We start from the raw sequence: 12,756 nt of genomic DNA, 5'->3' as shown, positions 1-12,756 counted from the left end.
CGCGCCCACGTCCGACCCGTAACCTTGCCCCTTGTGGCAGGCCCGGATTACGACACCCAGATCAAGACGCTCCGAGCGACGATGCGCACCATCGAGCAGGTGCTCGACATCACCGCCATGCGCACCGAGATCGCCGACCTGGCCGACCAGGTCGCCGCACCCGACCTGTGGGACGACCAGGCCAACGCCACGCGCGTCACCGGCCGTCTCTCCGCGATCCAGGGCGAGGTCGACCGCTTCGAGTCGCTGACCGACCGCATCGAGGACCTCCAGATCATGTTGGAGCTCAGCGCCGAGGAGGGCGACGAGTCGGCGCTGGCCGAGGCTGAGATCGAGCTCAACCGGATCAAGAAGTCCGTCGAGGGCCTCGAGGTCCGCACCCTCCTCAACGGCGAGTACGACGCCCGCGAGGCGCTGGTCAGCATCCGCGCCGGCGCCGGCGGCGTCGATGCCGCCGACTTCGCCGAGACCCTCATGCGGATGTACGTCCGCTGGGCCGAGCAGCACAACTACCCCGTCGAGGTCTACGAGACCTCCTACGCCGAGGAGGCCGGCCTCAAGTCGGCCACCTTCGCCATCCACGCTCCCTACGCCTACGGCACGTTGAGCGTCGAGGCCGGCACCCACCGCCTCGTCCGGATCAGCCCCTTCGACAACCAGGGCCGCCGACAGACCAGCTTCGCCGCGGTCGAGGTCGTCCCCGTGCTCGAGCAGACCGACGAGATCGACGTGCCCGACGAGGAGATCCGCACCGACGTCTACCGCTCCGGTGGCCCCGGTGGTCAGTCGGTCAACACGACCGACTCCGCGGTGCGCCTCACGCACATCCCGACCGGCACGGTCGTCTCCTGCCAGAACGAGAAGAGCCAGCTGCAGAACAAGGCGAGCGCCATGGTCGTGCTCAAGGCCAAGCTGCTCGCGCTCAAGAAGGCCGAGGAGAAGGCCCACCTCGACGGGCTGCGCGGCGACGTCCAGGCAAGCTGGGGCGACCAGATGCGCAACTACGTGCTCAACCCCTACCAGGTCGTCAAGGACCTGCGCACGGGCTACGAGGTCGGCAACCCCACGTCGGTCTTCGACGGCGACCTCGACGGCTTCCTTGAGGCCGGCATCCGCTGGCGTCGCGGCACCGACAGGGCCGAGGCCGAGGCCAACTAGCCCTGCAACATCGCGCCGACTCGGCGGGCGGCGGTCAGCGGGCGGCGGTCAGCGGGCGGTGACGGCGTTGGACCGCGCGCTGAGCGCACCGAAGCCCACGGCGTTGTGAGCCCGTACGGCGAAACGGTAGCGCCCGGCGGGCAGGCCCAGCGATCCGGAGCGGAAGCCTGCGCCGACGACCTGGCTGGTGAGGGTCCGCACGACCGCACCCGCACTGTTGAGCTTGTGGGCGACGATCTGGTAGCCGTCGACGGCCGACCCGCCGGTGCCGGTCGGGGGCTGCCAGCGCACGACCGCGGTGACGGCGCCGCCGCGCGCGCCCGAGCTGGCCTGACCGATCACGGGGGCGCCGGGTGTGGTCACCACTGCCGGGACGCTCAGGCTCGCCACTGGTCCTGCACCGACCGTGCTCGTGGCGCGCACCTCGAGCGTGTGGGCCGCGGACGAGACCGCGCCGAACGTGTGGGTGAGCGAGCCGGAGGCGGGTGACCAGGCGCCGGCGTCGAGGCGCACCTCGTAGCCGCTGATCGGCCCACCGGTGGTGGGTGCGGTCCAGGTGAGCGTGATGGTCTGGGCGCTGACGTCGCGGGTCGCGGCCGGGGAGCCGGGAACCCCCGGCGCCACCGGCTCGGGCTCAGGCGCACCGCCGCAGCCCGTGACGGCCAACCGGTAGGCGCCGAGGCTGCCGTAGTCGTCGTACCCGCTCGACGGCGAGCCGTTGCCGACACCGTCGACCTCGGCGAAGTAGATGCCGCTCGCCACGCCCTGCGTGAGCGTGGCGCCGAGCCCGGAGGCCACGTCGAGGTCGACGGCGGCCGAGCTCGGGTTGGCGGTGGCGAGGATGGCACCGACGTCGTCGACCAGCTGGACCTGGAGGTCCAGGTCGGGGCTGACCGCCGCGACCGTCCCGGTCAGCGTGACGGCACCCGAGCACGTGCCGAGCGCGAAGTAGTCGACGTCGCTGCGCTTCGAGACGTACGCCGGCGCGCTGGTCGGCAGCGCGCTGCTGGCCGTGCCGCGCGTGCCGCCGTCCTCGTCGGCGCGGTGGGGCGCACCGTTGGCGGCGATGATGGCGACGTCGTCCTGGCCGGACCGCGTGGCGGAGGTGTAGTCGCCCTTGCTCCACTGGGTGATCGGGCGGCCGTAGCTGGCCCCCATGATCGGCGCCCAGGCGCCGTGGCCCTCGTAGTATTCGGCGCCGCCCTGGCCGTCGTGGTCCAGACCGAAGTTGTGGCCCACCTCGTGGGCGACCGCCTCCGCGATCGCCTTGGGGTCGTCGCTCAGCGCCTGCGGGAAGATCCAGGCCGGCTGGAACTGGCTGTGGGCGTCGGGCTCGTCGAAGACGTCGATGAAGGCCACGCCGCCGCACCCGCCACCGCAGATCGCAGCGATGGCCGCGTCGCTGGGGGTGATGAGGGCACGGGTGCCGAAGACCTGGTCCCCGGCGCCCTCGCGCGTGATCGCCGCGGCGCCCGGGTCGGCCGTGGTGACGTCGACATCGAAGGGCGCGTAGTCCTCGGCGACCCGAGCCCAGATGTCCTGGACCGTGGCCAGCTCGGAGGAGGAGAAGGTGGCACCGTCGCCGGCCGGGTCCCAGGCCGGGTGGTTGCCGGCGGGCAGTCCCGTCTCCGCGTTCCACGCGGTGCCGCTGACTCCTGCTCCGTCGAAGTCGAGGAAGATCGTGCGCTGCGAGCCCGGCTTGCTGTGCAGGGTGAAGCTGCGGCGCAGCGCCGTCCGTGTCTCCGGTGCAGCGGCAGGCGGTGCGATGCCCTCCGGCGCCGGGTCGACGACGTAGACCTTGCCGGAGGTGGTCGCCCGGTGGGTCGGGTCAACGTCCGACGCAGCCACCGATGCAGCCACGGACGCAGTGGGGGCGGCGAGGGCCGCGAGGCCCCCGACCACGGAGGTCAGGACGACGACGCTGGCGAGGGTCCGCCGGGTGGGCTGCTGCACGCGGACACGCTAGGCCCGGGTCGGCACGCTCCGCAGGAGAACGACCCGCGCATCAGCCGCTCGATCACTCCACCGGCGCAGCGGACTGGACCACGGCCGCGCACCAGCGGCTGGTGCGCTCGGTGAGGGCCTCGACGGGCACCGCTGCAGGGGCCGTCAGCTGGCAGGTCAGCCAGGCATCGCCGAAGAGCCCCCGGAACGACTGACGGCGACTCCCGCCCTCGGTGCAGGTGAGCGCGACGGAGGGCACGCCGTACGACGGGGCGCCGGCGAGCTGTGAGCACCCGGTGTCACCCTGCGCTGACTTCACGAGGGTCGTGGCGCGCTCGCTGGTCACCGGGGGAGCGAAGACCCAGGCCCGTGCGACCGTGCCGTCGGTCGCGCTCCACGCGCAGCTGAACTCGTGGGCGACGTCGCGCAGCGAGCCGACGATCCGCGCCCGCCGGCCGTTGCCGTAGGCGACCACCTCCTCGACCGGGCCCGCCACGGCGTCGGCCACGGCGTCCTCGGGGACCGACGTGCAGAAGTCGGTCCGGGCGACCAGCAGCTCGTCGGTGTCGAGCGACGACAAGGTCACCGGTGGAGGCGCAGCGGCGGGCGGGACGGGGGCCGGCTCGTCGCTGCCCACGATCAGGACACCCACCGTGACGGCCACGACGGTCGCCACGAGGGCGATCAGAAGGGTCCGGAGGGCGCGCACCCACACACGATACGGAGCGGGTGGTGCTAGAAATGCACGGGTGAGCACTCCCGACGCCGTACGCACCGCCGCGGTCGCGCGCCTCGGCACCCTCGGCGACGCCGCCCAGGAGACCTTCCTCCTGCGCCTCGAGCGGTGGTGGCCCGACCTGGACCGGGCCGTGCGCGAGGTCTACAGCACCACTCCCGACCTGGGCCTGAGGCTCGTCGAGACCGCCGCTGACGCCTACGTCGCGCGCTCGCCCGACCTGCGCCGCCTCGACCAGCAGCGGCTGCTGCGCCCTGACTGGATCCAGCAGCCCGACCGCTTCGGCTACGCCTGCTACACCGACCGCTTCGCCGGCGACCTGCCCGGGCTGAGCAAGCGTCTGGACTACCTCGACGAGCTCGGCGTGACCTACCTGCACCTGATGCCGCTGCTGCGCCCGCGCGAGGGCGACAACGACGGCGGTTATGCCGTGCAGGACTACGGTGCCGTGCGCGCCGACCTCGGCACGATGGACGACCTGGCCGAGCTCGCCACCCGGCTGCGCGAGCGTGGCATCAGCCTCGTGGTCGACCTGGTGCTCAACCACGTGGCCCGCGAGCACGCCTGGGCGGCAGCCGCGCGCGCCGGGGACGCGGGTGAGGAGGGCTACCGCGACTACTTCCTGATCCACCCCGACCGCACGCTGCCCGACGCCTACGAGGCGACGCTGCCCGAGGTGTTCCCCGACTTCGCACCCGGCAGCTTCACCTGGGACGACGAGGCGGCCGGCTGGGTGTGGACGACGTTCAACACCTGGCAGTGGGACCTCAACTGGGCCAACCCCGAGGTGCTGGTGGAGCTCGCCGGCGTCGTCCTCGACCTGGCCAACGTCGGCGTCGAGGTGCTGCGCCTCGACGCGATCGCGTTCCTGTGGAAGCGGATGGGCACGGCCTGCCAGAACCAGCCGGAGGTCCACTGGATCACCCAGGCACTGCGCACGGTCGCCAAGATCGCGGCACCGGCGGTGCTGTTCAAGGCCGAGGCGATCGTCGGGCCCCGCGACCTGGTGCCCTACCTCGGCACCGGCCCCCACGCCGGCCTGGTGAGCGACCTCGCCTATCACAACAGCCTCATGGTGCAGGTCTGGTCGATGCTCGCGACCCGCAGCACCGACCTGGCCCGCCACGCCCTCGCCGCACTTCCGCCCACGCCTCCCAGTGGCACCTGGATCACCTACGTCCGCTGCCACGACGACATCGGCTGGGCCATCGACGACCGCGACGCCGCCGCCGTCGGGCTGACGGGACCGGGGCACCGCCACTTCCTCAGCGACTTCTACGCCGGGGAGTTCCCGGGCTCCTGGTCCGAGGGCCTGGTGTTCCAGGCCAACCCCGTCACCGGCGACCGACGCATCGCCGGCACGGCCGCGTCGCTCGCCGGCCTCGGAGAGCACGAGCTCGACGTCGCAGGGGCGCTGGCCCGGATCTTCCTGGCCCACGCGATCGTCGCGGGCTGGGGTGGGGTCCCGGTGATCTGGAGCGGCGACGAGCTGGCCCAGCCCAACGACCCTGCCTGGGCCGACGAGCCGGGCCACGAGGGCGACAACCGGTGGGCCCACCGCCCCCGCATCGACGAGGCCAGGATCGCCCAACGCGGTCGCGCCGACACCCCTGCCGGTCAGGTGTTCGTCGCCATCGCCCACCTCGCGCGCGTCCGCGCCGGCCTCCCGCAGCTGCACGCGTCCGCGCCCGTGGAGACGCTCACGGACACCGACGACGGCATCCTCGCCGTCGTACGACGCCACCCGAGCGGGGCGTTCGTCGGTCTCTACAACGTCACGGACGAGCACCGGTCCTTCCCGCTCCGGCGCCTGCACGAGATCGGCCTCGACGCGCCCTACGACGCCATCGGCGGCCACGTGGTCACCGCGGGCCACGACGGCAACGTCTGGCTGCCGCCGTACGCCGCGTGGTGGGTGGTCCAGGCCGCAGGCGGGGCGCTGGCGGGGCGGGGTCCCCACCTGGGTGTGCCTCTCGGCTAACGTCGTCTCACGTGATTCGCTTCGAGAAGGTCACCAAGACCTACCCCGGCCCGGGCAAGCCTGCCCTCGACAACGTGTCGATCGACATCGAGAAGGGCGAGTTCGTCTTCCTCGTCGGCACGTCCGGCTCCGGCAAGTCCACCGCCCTGCGCCTGGTGCTGCGCGAGAGCCGCCCCACGTCCGGACGTGTCTACGTCGCGGGCAAGGAGGTCAACCGCCTGGCCGGGTGGAAGGTGCCGCGGCTGCGCCGCCAGATCGGCACCGTCTTCCAGGACTTTCGGCTGCTGCCCAACAAGACGGTCTCGGAGAACGTCGCGTTCGCGCTCCAGGTGATCGGCAAGTCCCGCAGCGAGATCGACCAGGTCGTCCCCAGCACGCTGGAGCTGGTCGGCCTGGAGGGCAAGGGCGACCGCCTGCCCGACGAGCTCTCCGGTGGTGAGCAGCAGCGCGTCGCGATCGCGCGCGCCTTCGTCAACCGGCCGATGATCCTCATCGCCGACGAGCCCACCGGCAACCTCGACCCCACCACCTCGGCCGGCATCATGAAGCTGCTCGGCCGCATCAACGAGACGGGGACCACCGTGCTGATGGCCACCCACGACGAGTACGTCGTCGACCAGATGCAGAAGCGCGTCGTCGAGCTCGCCCACGGACGGGTGACCCGCGATGAAGCGCGCGGCGGCTACGGATCGACGGTGGTCTGATGCAGCTTCGTCACTCGTTCACCGAGCTCCGCCAGGGGCTGCGCCGCAACGTCTCCATGCACATCGCGGTCGTGCTCACCCTCTTCGTCTCGCTCACTCTCGTCGGCCTCGGCGCCATGCTCAACCAGCAGGCCGTCAAGGCGGCCGACCAGTGGGGAAGCGAGCTCCAGATCACCGTCTACCTCTGCCGCGACGGTGACGACAACCCCGCCTGCCTCTCCGAGGTCACCGACCCGCAGAAGCAGCAGATCGCCACGGTCGTCGAGGACAGCCCCGAGGTCGCCGGCTCCTACACCGAGACCAAGGCCCAGGCCTTCGAGAAGGTCAAGGAGCTCTTCGGGCCCGAGCGCTTCGAGGGCCCCGACGCCGCGCTGACCGCCGACGACATGGCCGAGTCGGTGTGGATCACCCTCGAGGACCCTGACGAGTACGAAGGCATCGTCAGCGCGCTGAAGGGTCTGCCCGGCGTCGCCCGGATCCAGGACCTGCGCGACGTGGTCGGTCCCATCCTCAGCTCGATCGACGCGCTCAAGTACGGCGCGATCGGCACCGCCGCGTTCCTCGTGCTCGCCGCGCTGCTCCTCGTGGCCAACACCATCCGCCTCGCAGCCCTGGCCCGCCGCAAGGAGATCGGGATCATGCGGCTGGTGGGGGCCTCGACGCTCTACATCGCGCTCCCCTTCCTGATGGAGGCCCTGGTGACCGCGTTCCTGGGCGTGGCGCTGGCCGCCGGCGCCCTCGCGGCGTTCCTGAAGTTCGGGATCATCGACCGGGCAGCCCAGGGTCTGACCTTCATGCCGTGGATCGGCTGGGAGGACTATTACGTCACCCTGATCGGCATCGGGATCCTCGGACCGGTGCTGACGCTGCTCCCGACACTCCTGCTGACCCGCAAATACATCAAAGTCTGACCTCGGGCCACTACCGTCGAGGCGTTCACTTCCCCGAACGCCGAAGGCTTACCTGTGCGCTACTTCCCCAGCGCAGCACGTCAGCGTGTCGTCGTGGCATCTCTTGCCACGGCCGCCACGCTGGGCGGGCTCGCGATCCCCCTCGCCAACGCCGACGACGGCCTCAAGGACAAACAGAAGCGCGTCGAGCAACAGATCGAGGCCGCGCACGACGACCTCGGTGAGGCCAGCAAGCGCGTGCAGCGCACCACGGCTGCCCTCGAGGTGGCCCGCACCAAACTGGTGGGCGCCAAGGCCGGGCTCGACGACGTCCGGGCCCGCCTCGCCGACGCGCAGGCGCGCGACCGCGAGATGCAGGCCAAGCTGGTCCTGGCCGAGGAGGCCCTCGAGCAGGCCCGAGCCGACGTGCTCGCCGGCCAGGCCGCTCTCGCGGCCCAGCGGGTCATGGTCGTCAACACCGTCAACGACGTCTACGAGAACGGCGACCCGCAGCTGCTGGCCTTCGCCTCGCTGATGGAGGCCGACAGCCCCGAGGACCTGATGCGCCGGATGGAGGCCACCGACGCGGTCGTGGGCAGCCAGGACCGGGCCTATGCCGGGTTGCACGAGGCCGAGATCCTCCTGCGGGTCCGCGAGGGCGAGGTCGAGACCGCCCAGCAGGAGATGGAGACCCGTCGTGCCGACGCGGCCGCCAACCTGGCCATGGTGCGTGACCTGCTCGAGGAGGCGCGCGTCGCCAGGGCCAACGTCATCTCGCTGCTGCAGACCAATCGCGACGCCCGGGAGAAGGCGCTGGCTGCGCGAGCCAAGGACAAGCAGGTCCTGGCGACGCTCAAGCGCCGCGAGGACCGCATCAAGGCGCGGATCATCGCCGAGGCCGAGGCGGCCGCTCGTCGTGGCGGCGGCTACCAGGGCGACACCGGTGGGCTCCTGACCGCCCCGGTCAACGGCTACGTCACCTCGCCCTTCGGCTACCGCGTCCACCCGATCTACGGCTACTACGGCCTCCACGACGGCACCGACTTCGGCGTCAGCTGCGGCCAGTCGCTGTTTGCCGTCGCCGGCGGCACCGTCACCGACATCTACTACTCCTCGGTCTACGGCAACCGGCTCTACCTCAGCCTCGGCCAGGTCAACGGCAAGAACATGACGGTCGTCTACAACCACGCCGCCGGCTACCGGGTCGGCGAGGGGGAGCAGGTCGCCCGCGGCGAGGTCGTCGGCTACGCCGGCGACACCGGCTGGTCCACCGGGTGCCACCTGCACTTCACCGTGCTGGTCAACGGTGAGCCCGTCGACCCGATGAACTTCATCTGACCGACGCCAACGCGATTGACCGCTCCTGAGAGACTGGTGGGATGCCGAAGGAACAGGGGCGCAAGATCGTCGCGCAGAACAAGAAGGCGCGACACGACTACCTCATCGAGGACACCTACGAGGCCGGCATGGTCCTCCAGGGCACCGAGGTGAAGTCGCTGCGCATGGGACGCGCGTCGCTGGTCGACGGTTTCGTGGACATCGAGGGCCACGAGGCGTGGCTGCACGGCGTCCACATCCCTGAATACACCCAGGGCACCTGGACCAACCACGCCGCCCGCCGCAAGCGCAAGCTGCTGCTCAACCGGGTTGAGATCGACAAGATCGAGCGTCGCGTCAACGAGAAGGGCCTCACGGTCATCCCGCTGGCGCTCTATTTCGTCGACGGGCGCGCCAAGGTCGAGATCGGTCTCGCCAAGGGCAAGAAGACGTGGGACAAGCGGCACTCCCTCGCCGAGCGCCAGGCCACCCGCGAGGTCGAGCAGGCCGTCGGGCGTCGCCTGAAGGGCATGAGTGACTGACGACGCGAGATCGGACGGCGCCGCGGTCCGAGCGTTCTGGCAGGGCCTCGGGCTGCCGGGGCTCTTCGACGTGCACGTGCACTTCCTGCCCGAGCCGATCCAGCGCGCGGTCTACGCCGTCTTCGACGCCGCCGGTCCCAAGATCGGGCGCGACTGGCCGATCCGCTACCGCTTCGATCACGAGGAGCGCGTCGAGCTGCTCCGCGACTTCGGCGTTCGCCGCTTCTCGACGCTGCCCTACGCCCACAAGCCGGGGGTAGCGGGCTTCCTCAACGACTGGTCGCGCGACTTCGCCGCCGGCATCCCCGAGGTGCTGTGGTCGGCGACGTTCTTCCCGGAGCCCGACGCCCCGTCGTACGTCGGCGAGCTGGTCGAGGCGGGCGTCGACATCTTCAAGGTCCACGTGCAGGTGGGGGAGTTCCACCTCGACGACCCGCTGCTCGACCCGGTGTGGGGGCTGCTCGAGGACGCCGGGACGCCGATCGTGATCCACGCGGGCTCCGGGCCGGTCGGAAACGCGTTCACCGGTCCGACCTCGATGCGCCGCGTGCTCGAGCGCTTCCCGCGGCTCTTCGTGATCGTGGCGCACCTGGGGGCGCCCGAGTGCGAGGAGTTCCTCGTGCTCGCCGAGACCTTCGAGCGGGTCCACCTCGACACGACCATGGTGTTCACCGACTTCTTCGGCGTGGAGTATCCCCCCGCCCTGCTGCCCCGCCTCGCCGACCTGCAGGACAAGGTGCTGCTCGGCAGCGACTTCCCGACCATCCCCTACCCCTACGTCGAGCAGCTCGACGGCCTCGCCGCCACAGGCCTGGGCGACGACTGGTTGCGAGCGGTCTGCTGGCACAACGGGGTCCGGATCTTCGGCCTCTGAGGCTGGGAGGCAGGGAGGCAGGGAGGCAGGGAGGCAGGGAGGCAGGCCAGACTGTCGTCATGGACCTCTTCGCCGCCCTCGCCGACGAACGGCGGGCGATCGCCGACCGGCTCGACACCCTGAGCCCGGAGCAGTGGCGGGTGCAGACGCTGTGCCCGGCCTGGGACGTGCACGGCATGGTCGCCCACCTCGTCGTCCCCTGCGAGTTCTCCACCGTCGAGATGCTGACGACGATGGTCCGGGCGCGCGGGAACCCGGCCCGGCTCTCGGTGCTGATGGCGGCCCGGCGTGCCGAGAAGTCGCCCGCTGAGCTGGTGGCCCTGCTGCGGGCGAAGGCAGGCTCGCGCCAGGCGCCGCCGATCATCGGCATCATCGGCCCCTACACCGACGCGCTGGTCCACCAGCAGGACATCCTGCTCCCGCTCGGGCTCACCGACGAGCGTCCGGCGGCCCGCTGGCGCCCCTCGCTGGACTTCCTTGTCTCGGCCAAGGCCCGTATCGGCTTCCTGCCCGGGCGCATCCCCCCGCTGCGCTACGTCGCGACCGACTTCGACTGGTCCCACGACGCCGGCTCGGGCTCGGAGGCCCGCGACGCGGTCCACGGTCCAGCCGCCGCGCTCGCGATCGCGCTGCTGCGTCGTACGCCGCGCCTCGACGAGCTCACCGGGCCCGGCGCCGAGACGCTGCGGGACTGGGCGCGGGCCTAGGCAGCAGGACGCGCCGATTCGGCCCCCAGGGGGCTTCCACCCGGACCTGCCCCGTGGTCAGATGAGGACACACACCGCGATCTCGGGAGTCTCCATGCGCACACGCGTCCTCGCCCTGCTCTCCACCGCTCTGCTCTCCACCGTCCTGCTCGGCTCAGGCCTGGCCGCGTCCCCCGTCAGCGCCAGCACCGGTGGCACTCCTGACGGTGAGGCGCATCCCAACGTCGCCCTGATCCTCTACTACGCCGACGACGGTGGCCGCTACCGCTGCAGCGCCACGCTCATCGACGAGGACGTCCTGCTCACGGCGGCGCACTGCACCGACGGCGCGGTCGGCAGCGTGCTGGTGACCTTCAAGTCCGTGATCGCCGAGAAGGCGCCGTCGGGCTTCCCGACCGCCGCGAACCCGTCGAAGGGCTACACCGACGCCGAGCTGGCCGCAGCCGGCTTCGCGTCGGGCACCTCGTCCACGCATCCTGCCTACTCGGACTTCACCGACCCGGACAACTGGAACGACGTCGGCATCGTGCAGCTCGACGCGCCGGTCGCCGGCATCACGCCCGCGACCATCGCAGGTCTGGGTCGCCTCGACCAGATCGCGTCCTCGCAGCTGCGCAAGACCTTGTTCACGGCCGTGGGCTACGGCACCGAGGTTCGCCAGTCCGACACCGGCCCGCAGAACCCGACCCCGATGACCTACCCGTTGATCCGGCGCAACGTGCAGATGCCCGGTCAGAAGCTCACGCCGCAGATCCTGCAGGCCAACGGCAACGAGAACGACCCGTTCGGCACCGGTGGCACGTGCTTCGGTGACTCCGGCGGTCCGGTCTTCCTCGACGGCACGATCGTGGCTGTGACCAGCTATGGCTACACGTCGAACTGCCGCTACCTCGGTGGCTACCAGCGGGTCGACATCGCGGTCTCGCAGGACTGGATCAAGACCTTCCTGGACTGAGATGACCGCCGAGGTCGTCGAGAGGCAGGCATGCGGACCTTCTGGGTGGGGGCTCCCCGGTCTCGGCGGGGTAGCATGTCCCCATAACTCAAGAGGGGCTGATCGGTTTCGACTTGGGACGTTAGTTCCAGGGGAAGCGGGTCGAGGAGCCAACGTCATCTCGTAAACGATCGTTGGAAACCTATAACTGCCAACGCTAAGCGCAGTTCCTTCGCTCTCGCTGCCTGAGCAGTGATCGAAGCGTCAGACCGGGCACCCGTCTCCGTCCCGGACCCTGGCGTCATCTAGGAGACTTGCTGTTCAACTGACGTCGTGCAGGTTGAACGGGACTTTTGCATGACTGAGCCTGTCGGGGACGTGTCCGTGCGAGCCCCGGGGCCGAGAAAAGCGACAACACGGACTGCACCCGGAGAAGACCTGGTTCGACGCTCGAGGACGCGGGTTCGATTCCCGCCAGCTCCACCCTGGGGTCTTCGCAGAATTGGCGAAGATTCTTCGTAGAATCGCCGGTCCCGGTGGGTCACCCCACCGAGAGCCAGCCCTCTTGAACGACAGCCGCCCTGACACCAGTCAGCGCGGCTGTCGTGGTCCGCCCTCGAAGCTCCGGCCACACCGGTGGTTGAGCCCTGATTCACCGACGGCAAACTCTGCTTGCTGATTCGAGTGGCGCTAGACGGGACCCGGTGTGTGGGCGTGGCTGGATTGCCGGTCTGTCCGGTTCTTCCACTGTGGTCCTGGTCGTCGGGTCGAGGTCGAGGTGTCAGCCGCTGCTGGTGATCGCGGTGGCGTGCAGGTGTTGCCAGTGCTCGGCCCAGGGCCAGCCGGTGGGCAGGTGCAGGACGAGCCTGCGGCCGGTGGCCGCGATTCGGGCTGGTGTGTTGATGATGTTGCGGCGCACGGTGGCCCATCTGGCTTTGGCCATGTTCGCGGCGACGGCGACTGCGCGGG

11 protein-coding genes, 1 other RNA gene and 1 pseudogene are annotated in these 12,756 nt (G+C 70.6%); 10 read left to right on the top strand and 3 right to left on the bottom strand.

Annotation, left to right across the window (positions count from 1 at the left end):
• Positions 1-33 precede the first annotated feature (33 nt).
• Positions 34-1,158, top strand: coding sequence for a peptide chain release factor 2 (prfB, locus tag BM204_RS16585; RefSeq protein WP_091115646.1), 1,125 nt, complete (start codon positions 34-36; stop codon positions 1,156-1,158).
• Between the two features lie 48 nt (positions 1,159-1,206).
• Here the strand turns inward: prfB and BM204_RS16580 are convergent, their stop codons facing one another.
• Both BM204_RS16580 and BM204_RS16575 read right to left on the bottom strand, forming a co-directional pair.
• Positions 1,207-3,111: a zinc-dependent metalloprotease family protein gene (locus tag BM204_RS16580; RefSeq protein WP_091115644.1), complete on the bottom strand. Its 1,905-nt coding sequence runs from the start codon at positions 3,109-3,111 to the stop codon at positions 1,207-1,209.
• 64 nt (positions 3,112-3,175) lie between these two features.
• The gene (locus BM204_RS16575; RefSeq protein WP_091115641.1) at positions 3,176-3,811 is read right to left on the bottom strand and encodes a hypothetical protein; all 636 of its coding nucleotides are present in this window, start codon (positions 3,809-3,811) and stop codon (positions 3,176-3,178) included.
• 40 nt (positions 3,812-3,851) lie between these two features.
• Here BM204_RS16575 and BM204_RS16570 point away from each other — a divergent pair, with 40 nt between their 5' ends.
• From BM204_RS16570 to ssrA, 9 genes are all read left to right on the top strand, one after another.
• Positions 3,852-5,819 carry an alpha-amylase family protein gene (locus BM204_RS16570; RefSeq protein ID WP_091115639.1) on the top strand — a complete coding sequence of 656 codons (1,968 nt, stop codon included), beginning with the start codon at positions 3,852-3,854 and terminating at the stop codon, positions 5,817-5,819.
• Between the two features lie 11 nt (positions 5,820-5,830).
• Positions 5,831-6,523 carry a cell division ATP-binding protein FtsE gene (gene ftsE / locus BM204_RS16565; protein WP_091115636.1) on the top strand — a complete coding sequence of 231 codons (693 nt, stop codon included), beginning with the start codon at positions 5,831-5,833 and terminating at the stop codon, positions 6,521-6,523.
• Positions 6,523-7,434, top strand: coding sequence for a permease-like cell division protein FtsX (ftsX, locus tag BM204_RS16560; RefSeq protein WP_091115635.1), 912 nt, complete (start codon positions 6,523-6,525; stop codon positions 7,432-7,434). The genes ftsE and ftsX overlap by 1 nt, the downstream gene beginning before the upstream one ends.
• Before the next feature lie 93 nt (positions 7,435-7,527).
• Positions 7,528-8,751, top strand: a complete 1,224-nt coding sequence (locus BM204_RS16555) for a peptidoglycan DD-metalloendopeptidase family protein (RefSeq protein ID WP_143099807.1) — start codon at positions 7,528-7,530, stop codon at positions 8,749-8,751.
• 41 nt (positions 8,752-8,792) lie between these two features.
• On the top strand, positions 8,793-9,272 hold the full coding sequence (smpB, locus tag BM204_RS16550) for an SsrA-binding protein SmpB (protein WP_091115631.1): 480 nt from the start codon (positions 8,793-8,795) through the stop codon (positions 9,270-9,272).
• Complete coding sequence (locus BM204_RS16545; RefSeq protein WP_091115629.1) at positions 9,265-10,146, top strand: amidohydrolase family protein; 882 nt, start codon at positions 9,265-9,267, stop codon at positions 10,144-10,146. Before smpB ends, BM204_RS16545 begins: the two co-directional genes overlap by 8 nt.
• A gap of 59 nt (positions 10,147-10,205) precedes the next feature.
• Positions 10,206-10,853, top strand: a complete 648-nt coding sequence (locus BM204_RS16540; RefSeq protein WP_091115627.1) for a maleylpyruvate isomerase family mycothiol-dependent enzyme — start codon at positions 10,206-10,208, stop codon at positions 10,851-10,853.
• Positions 10,854-10,947: 94 nt separating this feature from the next.
• Positions 10,948-11,808: a trypsin-like serine protease gene (locus BM204_RS16535; RefSeq protein WP_091115625.1), complete on the top strand. Its 861-nt coding sequence runs from the start codon at positions 10,948-10,950 to the stop codon at positions 11,806-11,808.
• A 94-nt stretch (positions 11,809-11,902) separates the two neighbouring features.
• Positions 11,903-12,273, top strand: a transfer-messenger RNA (tmRNA) gene (gene ssrA / locus BM204_RS16530).
• A gap of 295 nt (positions 12,274-12,568) precedes the next feature.
• Here the strand turns inward: ssrA and BM204_RS16525 are convergent.
• Positions 12,569-12,756 (bottom strand): annotated as a pseudogene (locus BM204_RS16525) (IS1380 family transposase); the annotation flags it as partial.

It is taken from the genome of Nocardioides psychrotolerans, assembly GCF_900113685.1.
In the GTDB taxonomy this organism is placed as follows: Bacteria; Actinomycetota; Actinomycetes; order Propionibacteriales; family Nocardioidaceae; genus Nocardioides; species Nocardioides psychrotolerans.
This window is presented reverse-complemented; position numbering and strand designations above follow the sequence as displayed.